Here is a 19826-nt window from a genome sequence, read left to right as displayed (position 1 = left end):
GCGTAGTCTGCAACATGCATCTCACGCTTCCCATCGGGACCAGGTCGGAGCGTTTCGGGGAAGACGGCGATCAGAAACTAACACCGAGGGCGACGTAGCTAGGGCCGTCCGAGCCCACTTGCTCGTATCATCCGTAGGGGCGCTCCCCACAGGCGTTCCGATCGACTCCAGCACACCTCTGCAACCGCTTGCTCCGGAGAGATGCGAGTCAGTGGATTCGGTGATGACAAGGCATGTTGGTGTGGTCTGCCACAAAGCTCGGCAGCCGTCGTCTGGGCGCGAGCAGAAACGGGGAGAGGCCGCAAGCAGAGCCTGCGGCCTTGGGCCGGTGATATGAAATCGTCCTGAAATGCCTCGCCGTCGGAGGCACCATCGCGACTGGCTGCCGGATTCCGACTTCGAAATCCACAGGACTGAAACTGGGCGCGCGAACTCAAGGTTCGACCTCGTTGGTCTGGCCGCGCGGTCGAGGCGGGATGGGCCGCTGCGCGTACCGTCGACGCGGATCGCTGCGCTCACGTGCGGCTTGGCGCTCGGACGGGTCCCGGCCGACTTTGGCTTGCAGCTCCAACAAATCGGTGAACACGTCGGCCTGACGGCGCAGCTCATCGGCGATCATCGGTGGCTGCGTGCCAGTCGTCGAGACCACCGTGACCCGGACGCCGCGGCGTTGCACCGCCGCTACCAGAGAGCGGAAGTCGCCATCGCCCGAACACCATCTCGTCGATCTTTCCGGCAAGCTCCATGGCGTCGACCGCGAGCTCGATGTTCATGTTGGCCTTTATCTTGCGGCGCCCCGAACAATCGATAAATTCCTTCGTCGCCTTGGTCACGACGGTATAGCCGTTGTAGCCGAGCCAATCGACCAGAGGTCGGATCGAGGAGGACTCCTGGTCCTCGATGACTGCCGTGTAGTAGAATCCGCGGAGTAGCGTGCCCCGGTCCTGAAACTCCTTCAGGATGCGCTTGTAATCGATGTCGAAGCCAAGCGTCTTCGCCGTGGCGTACAGATTGGCGCCGTCGATGAAAAGGGCGATCCTGCTTGGCGCGGCCGACATCCTGACAAGACCCGACTTGCCTTAAATGCGGAAAATACGCTTCCGCAGGCGCCCCATTTATCTGTCCGAATTCGAAGTTGGCGCGGCCTTGACGCCGTTCACTCCGCCCCTCTTACGAGATTGCCGTCCTAGTTTTGACAATGAGAGGCTATCTTCGATTATTTGAGCTTTCAAAACCTTTTTCATGAACTCTTGAACGCGCAGTAAGGAGACCGAAGTACGGAGCCGAAAGAAGCGATGCCCGACCTGCCGCTCTTCGAGATCCATCTGAGACGACACCGTCGGACGTGCAGGTGGTATCTACGCACGATCGATGGCCGACAGCTCATGCATGGATCGGAAGGCAGCAGAGCCGCCGCCAGGTACCAAGCCCATCGCGCGCTGTTTCTGATGTTGGTCGCCTCGGCCCATGGATCGACCGCGCCGGGCCGCCGCGCCAAGGGCCCTGCACGTCGAAGCCGCAGAGGGGCCGACTAGCGCCGGCGCCGAAGGTAGCAAAGATCCGGACGCGGCTGCCAAGCCACCGAGCCGCCACCGCCCACAGTGGTTCAGCTGCGCTCTAGGCAAGGGTGCTTAGCCGAGCGGCCGTACTTGCCTGAAATGGAAACCGTTTGGCGCGAACCTCCGGGCCACACTGCGCACCTCGCCCTCGGATGTTTCCAGGGCGATCTTCTGGGCGAGCATGACATCTCCGATCGGCAGAGCCCCGATCGGCATGAAACATAGCCCACCTGTCGGCGACCTCGCTCGTCGATCTCGCACACGTTAACCGAGGCCCCAGCGTGGATTCTGTATCGGATGCCACTGTCGCTCCCGATCACCTCGAAGTAGCCCTTCCTGCCGAGCTGCTCACGCTGGGCCGGCGACAGCCATTCCCGTCAAAAAACGCAACGCGTAGTCCACATTTCCTCCCTAGGAACCCGGCAACAGCATGCTGACCGCCATACCGACGATGCAAAGTGCCATGGCGACAGTCGATGCCCATCCGAGCCAATAGAGCCAACCGCGTACAACCAGGTCGCCCATGACTTCAGGCTTTCGCACCGGCAGCATCAGCATCGCCATGACGGGTGCTGCCAAGACGCCGTTGATCACGGCGCTCCAATACAGTGCCTTGATCGGGTCTATCGGCGTAAAATTGAGCGCGACGCCAAGTCCCACGGAGAAAGCCAGAACGCTGTAAAAGGCAACGGCCCGTTTGGGCTTGCGAGCGAGTCCAACCGGCCATTTGCGGCCTTCGCCAATTGCATAGGCGGTTGATCTAGCCAGCACCGGGATTGCCAACAAACCGTACCAATAATTCCAAGCGCAAAGATGAGCTCGGCAAAGGGGCCGGCGATCGGCTTCAAAGCGGCGGCGGCTTGGGCGGACGACTGGACGTCGGTGATGCCCTGCTGATGAAGCGTGGCTGCGGTAGTGATGATGATCGCGATTGCTATGATGTTCGAGAACGCCATGCCGACCATCGTGTCGATCCGAATGCGCCAGAGTTCGCGATCCTGCGTGCGCGCGTCCTCCTTCAGCGGCTTTTTCTTTGGATCGATGCGCTGCTCTTCGGCTTCTTGCGACGATTGCCAGATAAAGAGATAGGGCGAGATGGTCGTGCCGAGAATGGCGACCAGCGTCGTCAGAAAGGTGCCGCTCCATTCGATTTTCGGGATTACGAGACCAGCAATTGCCTCTCGCCAGGGGACTTTGACGACGGCCAGCGCAATGACGTAAGCAAAGAGAACAAGCGTCAGCCATTTGAGCACGGAAACATAGCGCTCGTAGTTCATGAAAATCTGAGCCAGTACCGAGATCGCGGCAAATGCCGCGACATAGAGCGCCGCCGGACCACCCATGACGAGACGTGCGGCATCACCCATGGCACCAAGATCGGCGGCTACATTAATCGTATTGGCAACAAACAGTAGCCCGACAAGAAACCAGATGACCCAGCCGGGATAGTTGCGGCACACATTGCCCGCAATGCCATGGCCGGTGATGCGCCCAATGCGTCCGGATATCTCCTGAATGGCCACCATCAGGATAGCTGAGAAGCATCGTCCACCCGATGCCGAAGCCAAGCTGTGCACCGGTCTGGCTATAGGTGCCGATGCCGGAGGGATCGTCATCCGATGCACCGGTAATAAGCCCCGGACCAAGACTTCTCGGGAAGCTATCCTTTTTCACAGACGTCTTTTCGCCGTCCCTAGCCATAAACTCCTCGTCCCCGGGATACGAGAGATCTCTCTTTGCAGCATTCGAAAGCAATCAGGATCTCGCGCTCGCTCGTAAGCGACGACTAAAAAGTCCCGCGCCTTGCAAGGCGCGGGACAGGATTAAGCTTGGCAACGGGATCCGCTTCGCTAGTGATGCCAGAAGATGGCAAGTAGCAGAATGATCGGCAGCGGTATGCCAAGAAGCCACAGAAGTGCACCTCGTCCGAAACCCATGATCTCCTCCTCAGACTGGTTGTCTTGTTTCTAAACGCAGAATCAATGATGCCGTTCCATGGGAGGGAACGTCCGGCGATCGGCTTGATTAGAGGAAGGGTGAGCGCTGCATTTTCCGATCGTATCCTTCGCAGCGCGGTAGCGGCCGTTCGACGAGCTGTGAGACCATCGATGAGTGTACGAATTCACCCCACGAAAGCCGACATCGCAATCGCGCGCATAATCGCACACAATACAAGGCGGGCGCCGAAAACGGCCTCGTCACTTCTGACCTGGGGAGCTGATGGTCACGTGCTGACAGCGTTAGCCATCAGTTGGTGGTTCTACTGCTGGGCAAGGCCGCCGGAGCAACGTGCCGCGAGCAACCATGTGCTTCTGACGACGCTCGGCGCCGTCCTGCTTCCCCATCTTTTAAAACGGCGGTTCGATCAGGTGCGGCCCGATCGCCGTACCGTGCAGGGCCACCTGCACGGCGTTCCGCTGTCCGGCCGCGCTCTCGATGCGTTTCCCTCAGGTCACGCGGTGCATGTAGGGGCCCTCGCATCCGCCGCGACCGAGCTGCCTCCGGCCAAGCGAAACCTTGCCTGGGCAATCGGCGCCCTGCTGGTTGGGACACTCGTTGTGTTGCTTGCGCATTGGGTGAGCGATGTGATTGCGGGCCTTGCCATGGGCGCCATCCTTGAGCGCCTTATGCGTTTTCTGACGGGTTTCGGGCGTCTCACGAAGGAGCGATAATCATGGGGGAGTTGCTCGCGCCAATCGGCAAGCAAGCCGTCCATCTCTGCATTGACATGCAGCGTCTGTTCGAGCCGGGCAAGCCATGGTCGACGCCCTGGCTGGAACGTGTTCTGCCCCAAGTGACGGCGCTCGCCGCGCATGGCCCGCAACGCTCGATTTTTACCCGCTTCATTCCAGTCAAAAGCAAGGAAGAAGCTCGTGGCGTCTGGAAAGCCTATTACGAGAAATGGGATTGCGTCACGCGAGATAAGGTCGATCCCGCCTTGCTCGAGCTCGTTCCGCGCTTGGCGCATTATGTGCCGCCTGCAGCCATCATCGACCGGCAGACTTACTGCGCGTTTCGCAACGGCCGACTCCAAGCGTATCTCGATCGGCATCACGTCGATACCCTTATCGTGTCTGGCGGCGAAACCGATGTTTGCGTGTTGGCCACGGTTCTTGCCGCGGTCGACTACGGCTATCGGGTCATTCTGGCTCAGGATGCGCTTTGCAGCTCCTCTGATGAGAGCCATGACGCCCTGCTCGATTTATACACCAAGCGCTTCAGCCTTCAGATCGAAGTCGCATCCGTCGAAGGCATTCTCGAAAATTGGGCGATCGGCGATTAGGAACGATCGGCTGGATAGCGCGTCAATCTAAAGCTCGCGTGATTCAATCTCCCAAGAGGCGAGCAAGGAACGGTTTGCTTCGTGAGGGAGCCGGTGACACAGGCCGCTGCATCTGGGCAGCGGCCTATCTTTTTGCATGATAAGTCATCCAGGCTGAAGCAGGATGCGGGAGGGGGACCTTTTAAAGACCGGCGGCGCTCTCGTGCCACGAGAAACGAAAACGTTGGCCCTTTTCTTTTACAGGTCGCTTTGCATCGAGAACGGTCGCTTGGACTGTTCGAGCGTCTCCTGCACCAACGAGATGATCCGACGATGGGGCGTGTGACCAATGCAAAGGAGGCCGCGTTCGGCTTCATCCGCTATGCGGTTGAGGATCGCCGCTTTTGTGCGATCGGGCTCGGCCAGTGCTAGCAGACGATAGCGCGAGGCACGGGCGAGATCGGTAGCCGCCGACATCTGAGTATTGTAAGTCATTCGCACCGAGGCGCTTCCGTATAGGTCAGATGATTTTGGGCCGGACCATGCCATGCGCGGCCCGACCATTGCTTGTCAGGATTGGCCGCCCTTCTTGCCGGCATCGCTCGCCTGCCCGCGGTCGTTGGCGAAGTTGCCGGGATTGCTGCTGGCGCCGCCGCCCTGCTGACCCTGGCCGCCGCCGGTTTGCGAATGCTGTCCCTGGCTGTGGCTCTGCCCGTGGCTCTGTTCGCCACCCTTCTTGCCCGCTTCGGACGCGCGCTGGGGATCGTTTGCGAAGTTGCCGGAGCCGCCTCGTTGTTCGTTTGCCATCGATGTTACTCCTTGTTGCCCAGCCTCAATCGTCTAATCAAGATAACTCACGAGCGTTCCTAGCCTTGCATTATCCGAACGGCGTAGGTTTGCAGAAGAGCGAACCGAAGACGTCGACGGCCTGCCGAGATAGTCATTCGGATACACCACGCGCCGTAGGTATGCGCGGTTACGCAGTTGGTCAAAGATCATGATCGGTGGACAAGCATTGGCGCTGCTGGACGATGCGCCGACAAGGTCTGTCCATAAGTGAAGCTGTGCGTCCTGTCCTCGGAACCCTTCGAGCACTGTGCAAAAGTGAACAAAGCGCCTTGGCATCAGAGTTCGCTTGCAATGCGCCTCACGGCATGTCCCTATCAGCCTTCCAACATCCGATGGCGTTAAGCGAGCCGCACCCGACACTATCTCGGCCGTGTCATCCTTGCGGCGAGCCTCTTCGCCGCCGCAGAGGCCGCCGCTCAGGAGGACAAGAAGACGGACGAAGACAAGCCGGCCGATCCCGACACGGGCGAAAGCACGGTCGAGGAGAGGACGCTCGGCCTTCTTCCAAATCCGCTCGAAAAATACGGGGTCAAGTTTGCGGCGACCTATATCGGCGAAGTGCTTGGGAATGTCTCGGGAGGCCTGAAGCAAGGTGCGGTCTATGAAGGGCGCTTGAACCTCGCCATTGACCTTGATCTGCAAAAACTCATTGGCATCGATAAACTGACCTTCCATGCCAATATGTTTCAGATCCATGGCGGTGGCCTGTCCCGCGAGAATTTGCAGAACTACTTCGTTGTCAGTGGCATCAAGGTCCTGCCGACGAGACACAAGAAAGCGCCTTCGCCGGACGGACAGGAGAGGAGATCATGCTGACGCGGCGCCGGTTGAAGAACACAGAAAGTCTGGAAGCGCGCCTAGCGGCTGAGGCGAAGCGGCTGCGTGAACAAGCACGCTCCTGCCGCCGGGCGCCACGCACGACGAAATGCTACGCAAGGCGCGCCAAGCCGAAACTGGCTCCCATATGAGCGAGTGGCTGCGATCCCCTGGACTACAACCTCCGCAGGAGGGCTGAGCATGTCTTCGGCGTGTCTGCTGAAAGGCTGCTCGCGAGAATGCCCGGCTTAATGCAAAGGTCGACGCAGCTTATCCGGGATCGCACGCAACTACAGAGGTCCAACAACTCGTGGCAGCCAGCCGCCAGTCCAAAAAAACTCAGACAGATCGAGACGGCGTCCCACATCAACCAATGGCTTTCATCGTCTGAGCTGCCCCCGCTGAAAGACTATCACTCTCAGCTCGAAACGTTACGTAAGGACGCCGAATGCCCCCTGAACCGTGAACCTTGCAACCGCTAAGGCAAGCGAGAGGTTTTTGATCGGCTTCATTCAATCGGAGGACGGATACGGGCACGCGTGAAGCTGCGGCGGTCGAGTTACTCTATGAACGTCTCGGACTTTTCATCCGGATTGGTGCCGCCCTCCTTGGCTATCAGCTCGCGTTCGGCCTCATACCAAAACTCTTGCTCGCGGCCCTGCGGGCTGCCGGCCAGCTCCCATAGTTGGTGGGCGCGCTGACGGATCTCTTCCTCGGCTGGATTTGCCATGTGTTTCCCCGCTCTTGGATGATGCAGAAGAACGCGATTGTCCAAAGTGCGGTTCCAAAGCGCGCGCTGGCCCCGTGCCGGGCTGCAATGCGCTCGAAAACAAGGAGTTGACGTTTTTGGGATGGCACGGCCCCGGTCGCGCTGCCAAGGCCATCAATCGATTGGCGCGCAGGTATCCCCTGGCCTACGCGGCTTGCATAAGTCAACGGGACTCTAGAATTTGAGCGTTGTGCGAAGGCCGAACACGCTCGCATTCTTGAGCGGCTTGCCTGGCGCCGACCAACGGTGTCTGGCGACGGCTCTTAACGTTTTAAAACCGGGAACAGTTGCATCGGCTTCTGGTCGGTTGACGGCTTCAGTCAGCGACGCGTATCTCCTTGGTTTTCCCGTGAAAATCGTTCCCAGGCGACGTAAATGCGCTGGGTATTCGCTGCATGTGGATGTCCTCGACATCCTCTCGCGGCCCCACGTCTGGAACCGGCGCCTTCTCGGGCATTTGTTGCAGGAGGAGGTCCATTTTGCCGATTGATGTTCGTAAGGGAATGCCGCCTACGCGGCTTGATCGGAAAACATTCGAGAAGCGCTATCGCGCGCGTCTTAACGATCCGGCGTTCGATCCGCTTCAGAAAGAGATTGCGGCACTGATTGACGCGGCCTGGGACAGCTACTGCCATTCGCGCAAGGCACCACACACCCAAAAGGCGGGCCCCGGCTATGCCGATCCGGATTACAATCTCGCCATTGATTGGATCAATGCAAAGCGAGCGATCGAGGCGGCGCAAAGCCGCCATGATGATCCCCTGCTGAGGCCGCGCATTCTTCTTATCAACGGTTCGTCGCGCAGCGAACATAGCTGCCCCGGTGAAATGTCGAAGAGCTGGCGCATGGTGAAGCTCGTCGAACCCCGTTTTCATGAAATGGGCTTCGATGTCGATATCCTCGATCTTTCGCGCCTCACATCCGAATATGGCCGGCAGATTCACCCCTGCAAATCCTGCGTTTCAACCTCCATGGCTTTGTGCCATTGGCCATGCAGTTGCTACCCAAACTATTCGCTCGGACAGACTGATGACTGGATGAACGAGATCTATCCGCTCTGGGTCGTGGCCCACGGCATCATGATCGTGACACCGGTCAATTGGTATCACGCGCCGACAGGTCTCAAGGCCATGATCGACCGGCTCGTCTGCGCGGATGGCGGCAATCCAGACCCGACCTCCACCCATGGCAAGACCGCGCAGGAAGCAAAAGCGCTTGAGTTAAAAGGATGGCCTTACCCGCGTCACCTGAAGGGACGTCATTTTCGGCATCGCCGTGCATGGCGATAGCGTGGGGGCCGAGACGCTGCGGCGGACGCTCGCGGATTGGCTGACCGACATGGAGCTGATCTCGGCGGGGCGCGCGGCCGAATTGGACGGTTATATCGGCTATATGAAGCCCTATGCCTCCTCCCATGATGATTTCGATGCAGATGAAGCCTTCCAGGAGGAAGTGTTGAACGTCGCCCGCGCTCTGGGCTCAGCCGTTCAACTCGCCCGCGCCGACCGCTTGGACGACCCCGCCAAAGCTCTTCGGGATCCCCGGTCCAAATAGCCCTGTCCTGGTCGAGCAGCGGTAGTGTTTGTTTCCTCGCTAGGAACTATGCGAAAGCGCTTCGGTTCTTCCTTTCTCGTCAAATCCAGTTGGGAGCCCGATCCCGATGTCTCCGACCGTATCCGACTTCATCGTTGAGCGCGTGACACAATGGGGCGTACGCCATATCTTCGGCTATCCAGGCGACGGCATCAACGGCGTGTTCGGCGCGCTCAATCGCGCGGAAGGCAAGATCAATTTTGTGCAGGCACGTCATGAAGAAATGGCTGCCTTCATGGCCACCGCCTACGCGAAGTTTTCTGGCGAGCTCGGCGTTTGTATTGCGACCTCCGGGCCCGGCGCCTCACATCTGATCACCGGTCTTTACGATGCGCTTCTCGATCATCAGCCGGTGCTCGCGATCGTGGGACAGCAGGCGCGCGATGCGCTTGGCGGCCATTATCAGCAGGAGCTCGATCTCGTCTCGATGTTCAAGGATGTGGCGGGCGCCTATGTCGAGCAGGCCTCATCGCCCGCGCAAGTCCGCCATTTGATCGATCGCGCCGCGCGCATTGCACTTGCGCGTAGGACCGTGACGGCGATTGTGCTGCCGAACGATCTTCAGGAAGAAAGCTATGTCGATCCGCCGCGCGCGCCCGGAACGCTGCGCTCGGGCATCGGCTACGCGCCGCCCAGCATTACCCCGCACGAGGCAGACCTCGATCATGCAGCCGAGATTCTCAACGCTGGCGCCAAGGTCGCGATCCTGATCGGCGCCGGGGCATTGGGCGCAAGCGACGAAGTGATTGCCGTTGCGGATCGCCTCGGCGCCGGTTGCGCCAAGGCGCTGCTCGGCAAGGCAGCCTTGCCCGATGATCTCCCCTGGGTGACGGGTGCGATCGGCTTATTGGGTACAGAGCCCAGCTACAAGATGATGCTGGAGTGCGACACGCTCCTGATGATCGGTTCCGGATTTCCTTATGCGGAATTCCTTCCGGAAGAAGGCAACGCACGTGGCGTGCAGATCGACATCGATGCGAGCATGCTTTCGATTCGTTTTCCCATGGAAGTGGCACTTGTGGGCGACGCGGGGGCGACCCTTCGGGCCTTGCTGCCACGCCTCACGCAGAAAGTGGATACGGGATGGCGCAAGTCCATCGAGGCGAATGTTCGCGCCTGGTGGAAGACGTTAGAGGAACGTGCAAAGCAATCCGCCGAACCAGTTAATCCGCAGCGCGTGACTTGGGAGTTGTCGCCACGTCTACCCGACCATGCCATCATCACCAGCGATTCAGGCTCCTGCGCCAACTGGTTCGCCCGGGATCTCAAAATGCGCGCCGGCATGAAAGCCTCGCTGTCGGGCGGTTTGGCCTCGCTGGGCGCAGCCGTACCCTATGCGATCGCCGCAAAATATGCACACCCCGATCGTCCTGTCATCGCGCTGGTCGGCGACGGCGCCATGCAGATGAACAACATGGCCGAGTTGATCACCGTCGCAAAATACTGGCGCGACTGGCGGGACCGCCGCTGGATCGTCTGCGTCTTCAATAATGAGGATCTTAATCAAGTGACGTGGGAGCAGCGAATCATCAATGGCGATCCCAAGTTCGAGGCATCGCAGCGCATTCCGAACGTCTCCTACTCGCGTTTCGCCGAACTGATTGGGTTGCGCGGGATTTACGTCGACAGTCCGGAGCTTTTGGGCTCGGCCTGGGATCAGGCTCTGGCGAGCGAGGTGCCGGTTGTGTTGGAAGTCAAGACCGATCCCGAAGTGCCCCCTTTGCCGCCGCATATCACCCTGCAGCAGGCGAAGAACTTCACAAAGGCCCTGCTCAAGGGTGATCCGGACGAGGAGGGCGCGATCAAGGGGGCCGCCCGGCAAGTGCTCGGATCCCTAATGCCCGACAGGAAGTAGTACCGCGGGAACAGCAACATTGCCGTAGCGCCCGCGTTGAGGGCCTGATGCGTTCGAGAGCTTTTGTGAAGACAAGACAACCGCTCTCACGCAGCGCGGCCGGCGCCATAATGGTGGCCGCCTCGCTGCCCTCACCGATTGCCAAAGGAAAAGAGCCATGGCCGAGCAAGACCTCATTGATCCGACCAGCCGCTATCCGAAGCCTCCCTTCAAGCGGCAGTCCCAGCCTTGGCCAGGACTGGCCGGCAAGATGGAGCCACCTCCGGATCACGGAGAGGCAAGCTACAAGGGCTCGGGCCGGTTGTTGGGCCGCAAGGCGCTCGTCACCGGCGGCGATTCCGGCATGGGCCGCGCGGCAGCCATAGCCTATGCGCGCGAGGGTGCTGATGTCGCCATCAATTATTTCCCGACCGAGGAGCCGGATGCGCAGGAGGTCATCGCGCTGGTCAAGAAGGCGGGTCGGACTGGCGTCGCAATCCCCGGGGATCTGCGTGAGGAAGCCTTTTGCAAGAAACTTGTCGAACAGGCCATTCGCGAGCTTGGCGGCCTCGACATTATCGTTTCCAACGCGGCCCGTCAGCAAGCGCGCGAGTCCATCCTCGACGTTTCATCCGAGGATTTCGATGCAACCATGAAGACCAACATCTATGCGCCCTTCTGGATCATCAAGGCCGCGCTGCCTCACCTGAAAGCCGGTGCGTGCATCATTGGCACGGCTTCCGAGCAGGCTTACGACCCTTCGCCGGACCTGTATGACTATGCGCAGACCAAGGCGGCGACAATGAATTATGTGAAGTCACTCGCGAAGCAGCTCGGCCCCAAGGGTATCCGTGTCAATGCCGTCGCGCCCGGGCCGATCTGGACACCGCTCCAGGTCTCCGGCGGCGCTTCGATGGAGAAGCTTGAGAAGTTTGGCGGGCAGACGCCGCTAACCCGTCCCGGCCAACCAGCCGAACTCGCTTCGATCTATGTTCAACTCGCGGCCGGCGACGCCAGCTATGCGACGGGTCAGGTTTATGGCTCGTCGGGCGGATCAGGACAGCCATAGGACGAGCAAGGAGCGCTATTTGGCCGGCACCGCGTTACTGGACGGCCTGTCCAGGAAATCCAGTGCGATATTGATTTGTTCAACCTGTCGCTCGACATGCTCGCGTTCTTCGGTGCTTAGTTCGCCCGCGAGCTGTGCGAGCAGCTTGCGTTTTCGGTCAGTCAGATTCTTGATGACAGTGGTCACGTTTGGTCTCGCAGGGACCTCGGTCGTTGCTTGATGCCTAGACGGCGGTTCGATCATGCCGAAGTTGCCTGCGGAGGTCCAGCTCTCCGAAGCTGGAGTCGCCGCCAACTGACCGGAGCGCCGGTCTCTATCATCTTGCGCGCCTCGTAAGGAACCGCCTGTCACCGGCGACAATTATGGAAGTGGAGGAGTCATGAATCGTGAGAGCGGGCCGAGCGGGCCAAATCGGCGGGCCAGCCTTGATGGGTGGAGCATCGCGTCGGCACTTGGATTGATGGCGGCAGCTTTTCTGATTGATCGCCTCGAGCCGGCTCGGACCGAAGAGGCGCGCAAGTCTGACGATGCGCGCACGCCCCAAGGCTTGCCGCCGACATCCGAAACGAAGCGGGATGCGTCGGCCGCCGGCCTCGCCACCGAAGTCGAGGATCGCGGGCGACATGCGACGTCACCGACGGAAATACCGGCGAAAGGATGGAAGGACGTCTTCCTGCGAGTCTATGCCAATATCGGCGATCACCGCGTCCTGGCACTCGCCGCCGGCATGACCTACTACAGCATCCTTGCGATCTTCCCGGCGCTCGCCGCCCTTGTCGCCATCTACGGAATTTTCAGCGATCCCAGCAGTATCGCGAAGCATCTCGACGAAATCTCGAGCTTCGTGCCGGGCGGCGCCATCGATGTCGCACGCGAACAGCTTATGCGTGTGGCAACCAAGGGAGATCGGAGCCTGGGATTGACCTTTCTCGTCGGACTGGTGATCTCGCTCTGGAGCGCGAATGCGGCAATGAAATCTCTTTTCGATACGCTGAACATCGTATACGGCGAAAAAGAAAAAAGAGGTTTGTTCGAATTGAACGCCATCTCACTCGCCTTCACGGTGGCCGGCATCGCCTTTGTACTGAGTGCGCTTGCTGCCGTCGTCGCAGTGCCAGTTATTCTCAACTATCTCTATCTCTCGAGCCTCGTCGACCTTCTCATCCGGATTGCGCGGTGGCCGGTCCTTTTCGTGGCACTCATGCTGGCGATTTCATGCATCTATCGCTTCGGGCCGAGCCGCGAGGCGCCGCGTTGGCGATGGATCACATGGGGCGGTGCTGCCGCCACCCTTCTCTGGCTCGGCGCTTCTGCGCTGTTTTCCTGGTATGCGGCAAACTTTGGGACGTTCAACGCGACCTACGGCTCGCTCGGTGCCGCGATCGGCTTCATGACCTGGCTTTGGATCTCGGCGATCGTGATTTTGTTGGGCGCCGAACTCAATGCGGAAATGGAGCATCAAACAGCGCGCGATACCACAACCGGTTCTCCCAAACCTCTTGGCGCTCGCGGCGCCAGGATGGCCGACACGGTGGGAGCGGCTAAGGGGGAAGCCTAGCTAGATAGGCGGCGGGACGATGTGAAGTTCGGCCAAATGCTGATAAGAAAAATCCCGCGCCGTTGCGCGGGATATCGTTTACTTGTCCAGTGCCGAAGCAGACAATGAAGCCATCCCGCGCGGGCGGGACAGCTTCGCGGTCGTTACTTTTCGGGATGGCCTGTACCGGGCTTGGTCGTCTTCGGCGCCTTGCCGTCTTCGACCCGGCCTTCGTTGCGCAGATCGCGGCCTTCCTGGGCCTTCTGTTGGCTCTCGGCGGATTTGCCGTGCTCGTTCATCTCCTCTTTGATGTAGCCGGCACCTTCCTTGACTTTGCCTTTGACGCTCATTGTTCAATCCCTCTTGTTTGTCCTGGAAATCTTGTACGAGACCAATGCGGCAGCCGCGACTTTGCTCCCGCTCGGGAGAAGAATTGGGGATTCAAAATGGCGTTGGCGCTCCGTCAAATGCGGAACCTCAAGCGAGAATGTCACCTCCCACACATGGCGCAGCGCTGTCTAAACCATCGACTTGAGCTTCTTCGCATCCGCCGGTGCCGCGCTCTTCTGGTCGTTGTCAAAGTAGACGTAAACGTCACATCCTTGCCGCTTCCAGGATTCTATCCGCTTTGCCCATTGCGAGAGTGCCGCCTGGCGGTAGTGACCGTGATAGCGGCCACTTGGCCCATGACCTCGCACATAAACGAAATCCGCCGTCCGCGTCCAGGGTGAGGGCGCATCATGATGGTCGGAAAGACAGAGCGCGATATTCTCGTCCCGCAGCATCCGAAGTATCCGCGGTACGTACCAGCTCGGATGACGAAACTCGAAACTGTAGTGGCGCTTCCTCGATAAAAGCTTGAAGAAGGAAGCGAGACGATCGGCGTTGGCCTCAAATTGCGGGGGAAGCTGAAACAGGATCGGTCCGGCCTTGCCGCCGAGCCGTGAAAGGCGATCTTCCAAAAGTGCGAGGCTATTTACGGATCGATCGGAGAGACGCTTCCAGTGTGTGATAAACTTCGATGCTTTCCACGCGAATACGAAATCCCGACCGGTTTGCTCTCGCCAAGCCTCAACGGCGGCATGAGTAGGCGTTCGATAGAAGACACCGTTAAGCTCAGTTGTCTCGAATTGATCGGAATAATAGCGAAGCTGGTCTTTGACCGGCAAACCATCAGGGAAGAACGGCCCGCGCCAGGACTGATAGTGCCAGCCGGATGTGCCGATGAGAACGCGGGCCATATCGGAAGATGATCGCTTCTATGAAGCTCACGATCTGCGTCGCTTGGCCGCCTTGCGCCGATTGTACGGAGACCGGTTCACCGGCTTCAGCGAAATCCCCTCGCGCTGTGCCTTACTGCGAATGGCCGCAACCGGTCGCTGAAGCTTGATACTCATCACCCCGGTCGGGGTGTTACCGCTGGCAAGCTGCTTCAACTTGCGCAGATCGGCGCTCGACCATGGCTGACGCGAACGACGCTTGTAAGCGGGATTGGCTTTGCGCGGTCTTTTCTTTCCGATCGGCGAGTTGGGTTGCTTCCATGCTGCACGTGCCATAACGATCCTCCGTTAAGTCTTTAAAGAACGGACAAATCAGTATGATTGTTCCGAGGTAGGGTATCAGCTTTCCAAACTGCGGGCGCGGCCGCTGCCGCGGCCTGGAACGCTCTGCGCGGACGGAGCGTTTATTTCTCCAGGAGGGCAAGCCCTTAAAGGAGCCGCTCACGTGATCAGTCTGGCAAAATGGTACGATCCGATCTCGCAACGCTGGATCGAGTCGCGTGAGACGACTCGTATTGCATCAGAAGTGCGAGAACCTGCAAACGCGATTTTGAAGCAGCACGAAGATGTAGACGCTCAGCGTATCTGGCAGGCAGTGATCGACTCCGCGCGTCTTTGAAAGTTTTTTGGGAACGAGCAACTCGAAAGTCGGTTAATCGCTCGGTTCTCGCTTTATGATCCCGGCGAGACTTCTCTGCGTAGGCCCCAGCTTCCCCCGGCTGGGGCTTTTTTTATGCTGGTGCGATGCATCCGATGACTGTCGGCGCCGCGAGGAACTTTGCCGTCCGCTCGGCCTGATCGAACTAGGCCGAAAGTCTGATGACGTCAGGTCCGGAAGCTGTATTGGCTCACATAGGAGTAACTCCCAAAAAAGACGGATGGCAGAATCCGAGAAAGATGTTTTTGAGAAGCCGATCCGCCGTATTCGAGATACTTGCGAGATGATGGGCCTACCCGCCAAAGTTCGAACGAAAGCTGCCCGCGCTTGAGACAGATCTGGAAGAACTCGTTGCCCAAAGGGAGACCAGTGAAGAACGGCTCTCCGTTAGCGGCCTGGCATTCATCAAGCAGATTCCATGAACTCTCCGCCGATCGCCCGTTCGTCCGAAGGCGCCGCAATGCTCAACTGATTCGTCTCGCAGGCAGGTCACCATCGGATTCTGAGCGTCCGGCCGGCGGACGAGGCTTGCCCTAATGCAGTGAGCACTCCGGACAGGTATCGCCGATCGAGGTGAGTAGCATGTCGTCTATTGCCAAGGCCGCCCGTTCGGGTGATAGGCGGACGGCCGGCTCCTCGCGTGCCAGGCGGCGCGCCCTTTTATGCGCATGCGGGTCGGTGCATCTTTCATCCAGCCATGCTCTTTGCATTCCTGAAAGCAGCACGCTTCGCGCCCACCAGTTGAAGAAACTTCAGCATGGCACCGTGAAGTGCGGCGGCTCGCGCAGGCAGATACGCACATTGCCAACGCTGAGCGAGCCATCACGGATCAGATGATCGAGCTCGATAAACTGCGGCGAGACGGCCACGACACCCAACTTGCGGAGCGGACGCTCAAGTCCTTCGAAGACAGCCTGCAGACCCTTCGGGACCATCGCGAGCTGATCGTGAAGATGATTGACCAGATCGATAGAGGCCTCGCGTAGGAGGTGCGGAGCTGGTGAGGATTTTCTGGCCCGTCTCGATCGCGCGGCGAGCAGCAACAGCAGAAGGAGCACCTGCACCCCATTCGGTCCACCGGCGAGTGGGACGACCCGGATATGTCGATCCTGGACAACCGCCGGGGCGAACTGCCGGATCTGCCGATCGATGCATTTCCGCAAAGTGTGCAACGCTGGATGCTGGACGCGGCGAACGGTGCAGGCGTGACCGTTGGACACATCGTGTTGCCGCTAATCGGCATCGCCTCGGGTCTGATTGGCGTCGCACGCCGGGTGCAGGCCACCCGCGCGTGGCAGCAGCCGATGACGTGCTGGACCTGCCTCGTCGGCGTGTCGGGGTCGGGCAAGACGCCCTCGCTCGATGTCGTCAAGCGGGCGCTCTTGGTGGTGGAGCGCGGGCGGCAAGAAGAGAACAATACGCGCCAGCTGGCGCACGAAACCCGCGCGGAGCGTGCCAAGGCGGCGCTTAAGAAATGGAAGGAGGAGGTTGCCGACGCCGTCGATGCCGGTCAGCCGCCGGTCAAGCCCGCTGAGGCGCAGGAGGTGCGCCCGTTCGTCGTTCCGCGCCTCTACGTCTCCGACTGCACGATCGAGAGGTTGGCGCCGCTGCTTGAGGCGCGACCGCGCGGTGTGACCCATGTGGCCGACGAGCTGGCTCGGCTGTTTATGAACCTGGAGCGCTACAGCGGCGGTTCGGATCGCGCGTTCTGGCTTGAGGCATGGGATGGCAACAGCTTCATCGTCGAACGCCTTGGTCGCCCGCCGGTGATGTTGCGTCACCTTCTCATCGGCGTCGTGGGTGGTTTTCAGCCGGATTTGCTTGCGCGAAGTTTGCTGGTGATTCCGACGGCATCTACAGCCGCTTCCTGTATGCGTGGCCACGCGAAGCGCCATTCCGCGAACCGATCGACGATGCCGACGAGGTAGATCCCGAGATCATCAATGCGGGACGCAGCGGTGGCTTGGCGAACTGGCGCTTGCGCTCAGGCAGGAGACGTATCGACCGGACCCTATCAGAAGAGTGTACACAACCGGTTGGCGAGCCTTCAGGCCGGCGATGAGGAAGCATTCGCACCGCGCAGCGTGCCATTAACGTCGGATGCTAGACATGAATTCGCGCAGTTTGCGCAATTCGCGCATAAGGAAAGGCAATTACTCGAAGGACGCGACCGCGAATACTGGTGCAAGTGAACGGCACATGTGTTGCGCCTGTCTGGCACGCTGTGCTTCCTCGAATGGGCATGGAGCGGCGGTGCCGAGCCACAGGCGATCGACGCGCGTCACGTAACGAGCGCAGTGCAGCTATGGAAGGGTTTCCTGTAGCCGCACGGGCGGGCCGCGCTGCGCCTTGTGGGGCGCCGCGTCGCCGCCGTCGGCTCCAGCCGGCCCCCTCGCTGCTCCACCCACCGCCGCAGCACGGAATCGCGCAGGCCAAGCTCCCTGGCAACAGATCCGATCGAGCGCCCGCTCGACGCTACGAGATCAACCGCTTGCCGCTTGTAGTCATCCGTAAACGACCGACGTTGACGTCCTTCCATCCGACACCTCCTGGCTCTTCGAGCCTACTACAGGTGTCCATCAATTCGGAGGAGGTTCAAAGATCTGACCAAGCTCTTTGGCCGAGGGAGGGGGAGGGAAAACTTTGCGGAAAAAGCATGCTTATGCGAATGAGCCTCGTCCAAAAACGAGCGCTTATAATGATTGATCGTGCGGCGGACATGCGCTTCTAGCCGCGATCTCGCTGTGGTGCATGATATGACCAAGACAAGCGATCGGAGACCCGGCAATGTCCCCCAGGGCTAAAGCGACAATGGGGGACGTCAGTGCCCGACCGCTGGATGGCAGAGATAAGCTATTTGGGCGGTAAACAAGAAACAATAGCGTTCGAGGAGCTGGAGGACCTGGATGAGATAGTAGAAAGGGGACCGGACTGGAATACGATCGAGAAGATCGTGATCACGCTCAATCGTCCGCTGCCACCTTGCGAACTCTTTGCAGAACTCTTCAAAGGTTGAGTAGCGCGTCGATGATGGATGGCCTGACCGCCATGCGCATTCGCAGGGCGGCTCTGGCGGTGGTCAGCTGTCGTTGAAGTGGTGGGTGCCCCCGGGGCAGTCAGTCGGGATCGGAGCGACCAAGGTACCACGGGGGGACGGCACCGCGGTTCGTCTGTCAGCCCCCGGGGCCGTCTTTCATGATGTAGCCCATCAGGTCGTCCACGTTGTGCTCCAAATCCCGGATGATGTTCTTAACGACGTCTCCGATCGAGATCATGCCCACAACCTTGCCCGCGTCTAGCACTGGCAGATGGCGAAAACCGCGCGCAGCCATCATTGCCATGCAGCCTTCCAGCCGATCGTCCGGCTTGACCGTCACCGGGTTGCCCGTCATCACTTGGCCCACCGGCGTCTGCTTTGCGTCGAGCCCGGGCAGCAGCACTTTGATGGCGCAGTCACCCTGGGTCACGATACCGACCAGCACGTCGTCGTCGATGACCAGCACCGACCGGACCCGGTTGTCGCGCATCTTGCGCAAGGCTTCGACGACCATGTCGCCGGAACGAACATGGATCGTGGCGCCACTCTTCTGGGCCAGAGCGTTTTTTACAGTGCTCATCGATCTCCTGTCATGGGCTCTGTTCCTGCCCGCCTTGAAGGTTAGTCGAAATATCTTACCTTGTCAGCACCGCGCCGGGCTACGCCATCGAGGCGGTGAAAATCCCGCTGTCGGGATCGGTCACAGGCTTCGCCGGCGACATCGCCTGCAGCACCTTCACCACTTCCAGGTCGAAGCCGCTGCCCTTTCGTTTCGATGGATGTGCCACGTCTATTTCCCTCACCGAGGCAGCAGGTCTTTGTTTCGGCATCGGGCTGTAACACCAACCCGTAAACCCCAGTCAGACGCCTCGGCGAAATGGAAGTAATCAAGCGGTTCGGCGACAACGCCCGCAACGTTTCTGCCTCCGTCGCCGGTGCTGACAGCCCTGATCACATATGCCCCAAAATGGATTTGCGTCCATGAGAGGTCTGCTCGGGGCGGTCATCCGCGACTGAGCCGGGCAGTGCTCGCTACCAATCGATGTCCGCTTCGGTCCCGATAGCGACCGGTCTTGCGCAGATGACGTGAAGGGCCACTGGACTTGTATGGGGCGACTGGTGTCAAGGCTGTTCGTTATTGGCCATCTCCTTGTTCGGCCGGGCTGCGACATCTCCTCGTCCCGACCTGCTTTTTGCTAGGCTGCTGCGCGGAGCGGCGGTCAAGGATGGCCGAAGGCCATCGCGGAGCGACTTGCCCTTGACGGCCGCGAGCACAGCGGCAGACTTGCGCGGTCGGGTTGGCAGCTGAGACGATACCGGGGGGAGCTCGCCATCGTGCGCGCAGATCGCGCGCCACGAACTTGTATTCGGCCGACCCGAGAGGGTCGCAACCATGATGCAGTCATGCGCATCGGCGGCGAAGCTCCGAGACGGCGGGCCCATTCTAAACCGCGGTACAAGGACCAGAACGCGCGAGGCTGACCAAGGTCGTCGGGTGAAAGGGGCGCTCAAGAAACGTGACGTTGCCCAGCATGTCGAGAAAGCGATGCGCAGTCGGATTGC

General features: G+C 59.8%; 21 protein-coding genes and 4 pseudogenes. 11 read left to right on the top strand and 14 right to left on the bottom strand.

The genetic code is table 11. From position 1 onward, the window contains the following. Positions 1–433: 433 nt before the first annotated feature. Both SO140_RS43430 and SO140_RS43425 read right to left on the bottom strand, forming a co-directional pair. Positions 434–1058, bottom strand: a pseudogene (locus SO140_RS43430) (LabA-like NYN domain-containing protein). Between the two features lie 912 nt (positions 1059–1970). Continuing rightward, positions 1971–3260 (bottom strand): annotated as a pseudogene (locus tag SO140_RS43425) (NRAMP family divalent metal transporter). 605 nt (positions 3261–3865) lie between these two features. On the opposite strand from SO140_RS43425, the gene SO140_RS43420 reads away from it, so the two are divergent. Together SO140_RS43420 and SO140_RS43415 are read left to right on the top strand one after the other, a co-directional pair. Continuing rightward, a complete protein-coding gene (locus tag SO140_RS43420; RefSeq protein WP_474804740.1) occupies positions 3866–4231 on the top strand; it encodes a phosphatase PAP2 family protein in 366 nt (121 codons plus the stop codon). A 2-nt stretch (positions 4232–4233) separates the two neighbouring features. Then, complete coding sequence (locus SO140_RS43415; RefSeq protein WP_474804743.1) at positions 4234–4842, top strand: cysteine hydrolase family protein; 609 nt, start codon at positions 4234–4236, stop codon at positions 4840–4842. Between the two features lie 237 nt (positions 4843–5079). Here SO140_RS43415 and SO140_RS43410 read toward each other — a convergent pair whose 3' ends face one another. The 3 genes from SO140_RS43410 to SO140_RS43400 all read right to left on the bottom strand — a co-directional run bounded on the left by SO140_RS43410 (position 5080) and on the right by SO140_RS43400 (position 6366). Next, complete coding sequence (locus SO140_RS43410) at positions 5080–5316, bottom strand: hypothetical protein (RefSeq protein WP_474804746.1); 237 nt, start codon at positions 5314–5316, stop codon at positions 5080–5082. Positions 5317–5391: 75 nt separating this feature from the next. Beyond that, positions 5392–5628, bottom strand: a complete 237-nt coding sequence (locus tag SO140_RS43405; protein ID WP_498544069.1) for a KGG domain-containing protein — start codon at positions 5626–5628, stop codon at positions 5392–5394. 33 nt (positions 5629–5661) lie between these two features. Next, positions 5662–6366 carry a hypothetical protein gene (locus SO140_RS43400; protein ID WP_474804760.1) on the bottom strand — a complete coding sequence of 235 codons (705 nt, stop codon included), beginning with the start codon at positions 6364–6366 and terminating at the stop codon, positions 5662–5664. On the opposite strand from SO140_RS43400, the gene SO140_RS43395 reads away from it, so the two are divergent. Both SO140_RS43395 and SO140_RS43390 read left to right on the top strand, forming a co-directional pair. Next, complete coding sequence (locus SO140_RS43395; protein WP_474804752.1) at positions 6283–6486, top strand: carbohydrate porin; 204 nt, start codon at positions 6283–6285, stop codon at positions 6484–6486. The two genes, SO140_RS43400 and SO140_RS43395, sit on opposite strands and share 84 nt — an antisense overlap. Continuing rightward, positions 6480–6685: pseudogene (locus SO140_RS43390) on the top strand (hypothetical protein). Before SO140_RS43395 ends, SO140_RS43390 begins: the two are co-directional and overlap by 7 nt. 360 nt (positions 6686–7045) lie before the next feature. On the opposite strand, the gene SO140_RS43385 reads toward SO140_RS43390, so the two are convergent. Continuing rightward, a complete protein-coding gene (locus SO140_RS43385; protein ID WP_474804755.1) occupies positions 7046–7216 on the bottom strand; it encodes a DUF2934 domain-containing protein in 171 nt (56 codons plus the stop codon). A gap of 542 nt (positions 7217–7758) precedes the next feature. Between SO140_RS43385 and SO140_RS43380 the strand changes: the two are divergent. From SO140_RS43380 to SO140_RS43370, 3 genes and pseudogenes are all read left to right on the top strand, one after another. Continuing rightward, positions 7759–8809 (top strand): annotated as a pseudogene (locus SO140_RS43380) (flavodoxin family protein). Between the two features lie 106 nt (positions 8810–8915). After that, on the top strand, positions 8916–10703 hold the full coding sequence (locus SO140_RS43375) for a thiamine pyrophosphate-requiring protein (RefSeq protein WP_498544068.1): 1788 nt from the start codon (positions 8916–8918) through the stop codon (positions 10701–10703). A 157-nt stretch (positions 10704–10860) separates the two neighbouring features. Then, a complete protein-coding gene (locus SO140_RS43370) occupies positions 10861–11751 on the top strand; it encodes an SDR family oxidoreductase (RefSeq protein WP_498544067.1) in 891 nt (296 codons plus the stop codon). Between the two features lie 15 nt (positions 11752–11766). On the opposite strand, the gene SO140_RS43365 is transcribed toward SO140_RS43370, so the two are convergent. Further along, positions 11767–11937 (bottom strand): hypothetical protein, encoded by a 171-nt coding sequence (locus SO140_RS43365; protein WP_498544066.1) that lies wholly within the window; start codon positions 11935–11937, stop codon positions 11767–11769. 193 nt (positions 11938–12130) lie between these two features. Between SO140_RS43365 and SO140_RS43360 the strand changes: the two genes are divergently transcribed. Further along, positions 12131–13309: a YihY/virulence factor BrkB family protein gene (locus tag SO140_RS43360; RefSeq protein ID WP_498544065.1), complete on the top strand. Its 1179-nt coding sequence runs from the start codon at positions 12131–12133 to the stop codon at positions 13307–13309. Positions 13310–13452: 143 nt separating this feature from the next. Here SO140_RS43360 and SO140_RS43355 read toward each other — a convergent pair whose 3' ends face one another. The 3 genes from SO140_RS43355 to SO140_RS43345 all read right to left on the bottom strand — a co-directional run bounded on the left by SO140_RS43355 (position 13453) and on the right by SO140_RS43345 (position 14844). After that, positions 13453–13638, bottom strand: a complete 186-nt coding sequence (locus SO140_RS43355; RefSeq protein ID WP_498542069.1) for a hypothetical protein — start codon at positions 13636–13638, stop codon at positions 13453–13455. 168 nt (positions 13639–13806) lie between these two features. Next, a complete protein-coding gene (locus tag SO140_RS43350; protein ID WP_498542070.1) occupies positions 13807–14529 on the bottom strand; it encodes a DUF72 domain-containing protein in 723 nt (240 codons plus the stop codon). Between the two features lie 27 nt (positions 14530–14556). Then, on the bottom strand, positions 14557–14844 hold the full coding sequence (locus tag SO140_RS43345) for a hypothetical protein (protein WP_498542071.1): 288 nt from the start codon (positions 14842–14844) through the stop codon (positions 14557–14559). 169 nt (positions 14845–15013) lie between these two features. On the opposite strand from SO140_RS43345, the gene SO140_RS43340 reads away from it, so the two are divergent. Beyond that, on the top strand, positions 15014–15187 hold the full coding sequence (locus SO140_RS43340; RefSeq protein WP_474804861.1) for a hypothetical protein: 174 nt from the start codon (positions 15014–15016) through the stop codon (positions 15185–15187). Between the two features lie 791 nt (positions 15188–15978). Here the strand turns inward: SO140_RS43340 and SO140_RS43335 are convergent. After that, positions 15979–16269, bottom strand: a complete 291-nt coding sequence (locus SO140_RS43335; protein WP_498542072.1) for a hypothetical protein — start codon at positions 16267–16269, stop codon at positions 15979–15981. Between the two features lie 57 nt (positions 16270–16326). Here SO140_RS43335 and SO140_RS43330 point away from each other — a divergent pair, with 57 nt between their 5' ends. Beyond that, on the top strand, positions 16327–17154 hold the full coding sequence (locus tag SO140_RS43330) for a DUF3987 domain-containing protein (protein WP_498544064.1): 828 nt from the start codon (positions 16327–16329) through the stop codon (positions 17152–17154). A gap of 353 nt (positions 17155–17507) precedes the next feature. Here the strand turns inward: SO140_RS43330 and SO140_RS43325 are convergent, their stop codons facing one another. Further along, the gene (locus SO140_RS43325) at positions 17508–17765 is read right to left on the bottom strand and encodes a transposase (RefSeq protein WP_474804855.1); all 258 of its coding nucleotides are present in this window, start codon (positions 17763–17765) and stop codon (positions 17508–17510) included. Between the two features lie 285 nt (positions 17766–18050). Between SO140_RS43325 and SO140_RS43320 the strand changes: the two genes are divergently transcribed. Further along, on the top strand, positions 18051–18242 hold the full coding sequence (locus SO140_RS43320; RefSeq protein ID WP_474804854.1) for a hypothetical protein: 192 nt from the start codon (positions 18051–18053) through the stop codon (positions 18240–18242). Between the two features lie 157 nt (positions 18243–18399). Here SO140_RS43320 and SO140_RS43315 read toward each other — a convergent pair whose 3' ends face one another. Together SO140_RS43315 and SO140_RS43310 are read right to left on the bottom strand one after the other, a co-directional pair. Next, positions 18400–18843: a CBS domain-containing protein gene (locus SO140_RS43315; protein ID WP_474804852.1), complete on the bottom strand. Its 444-nt coding sequence runs from the start codon at positions 18841–18843 to the stop codon at positions 18400–18402. Between the two features lie 79 nt (positions 18844–18922). Further along, complete coding sequence (locus tag SO140_RS43310) at positions 18923–19051, bottom strand: hypothetical protein (protein WP_474804850.1); 129 nt, start codon at positions 19049–19051, stop codon at positions 18923–18925. Positions 19052–19826: the final 775 nt, after the last annotated feature.

It is taken from the genome of Bradyrhizobium sp. UFLA05-108 (assembly GCF_059803455.1).
This window is presented reverse-complemented; position numbering and strand designations above follow the sequence as displayed.

Bases quoted from the DNA above. Each gene is read 5' to 3' on its own strand.
- SO140_RS43360 (WP_498544065.1), top strand. From the start codon at position 12,131: ATGAATCGTGAGAGCGGGCCGAGCGGGCCAAATCGGCGGGCCAGCCTT.
- SO140_RS43415 (WP_474804743.1), top strand. From the start codon at position 4,234: ATGGGGGAGTTGCTCGCGCCAATCGGCAAGCAAGCCGTCCATCTCTGC.
- SO140_RS43325 (WP_474804855.1), bottom strand. From the start codon at position 17,765: ATGGAAGGACGTCAACGTCGGTCGTTTACGGATGACTACAAGCGGCAA.
- SO140_RS43375 (WP_498544068.1), top strand. From the start codon at position 8,916: ATGTCTCCGACCGTATCCGACTTCATCGTTGAGCGCGTGACACAATGG.
- SO140_RS43315 (WP_474804852.1), bottom strand. From the start codon at position 18,843: ATGAGCACTGTAAAAAACGCTCTGGCCCAGAAGAGTGGCGCCACGATC.
- SO140_RS43345 (WP_498542071.1), bottom strand. From the start codon at position 14,844: ATGGCACGTGCAGCATGGAAGCAACCCAACTCGCCGATCGGAAAGAAA.
- SO140_RS43400 (WP_474804760.1), bottom strand. From the start codon at position 6,366: ATGGATCTGAAACATATTGGCATGGAAGGTCAGTTTATCGATGCCAAT.
- SO140_RS43370 (WP_498544067.1), top strand. From the start codon at position 10,861: ATGGCCGAGCAAGACCTCATTGATCCGACCAGCCGCTATCCGAAGCCT.
- SO140_RS43330 (WP_498544064.1), top strand. From the start codon at position 16,327: ATGTCGATCCTGGACAACCGCCGGGGCGAACTGCCGGATCTGCCGATC.
- SO140_RS43410 (WP_474804746.1), bottom strand. From the start codon at position 5,316: ATGACTTACAATACTCAGATGTCGGCGGCTACCGATCTCGCCCGTGCC.
- SO140_RS43355 (WP_498542069.1), bottom strand. From the start codon at position 13,638: ATGAGCGTCAAAGGCAAAGTCAAGGAAGGTGCCGGCTACATCAAAGAG.
- SO140_RS43385 (WP_474804755.1), bottom strand. From the start codon at position 7,216: ATGGCAAATCCAGCCGAGGAAGAGATCCGTCAGCGCGCCCACCAACTA.
- SO140_RS43405 (WP_498544069.1), bottom strand. From the start codon at position 5,628: ATGGCAAACGAACAACGAGGCGGCTCCGGCAACTTCGCAAACGATCCC.
- SO140_RS43350 (WP_498542070.1), bottom strand. From the start codon at position 14,529: ATGGCCCGCGTTCTCATCGGCACATCCGGCTGGCACTATCAGTCCTGG.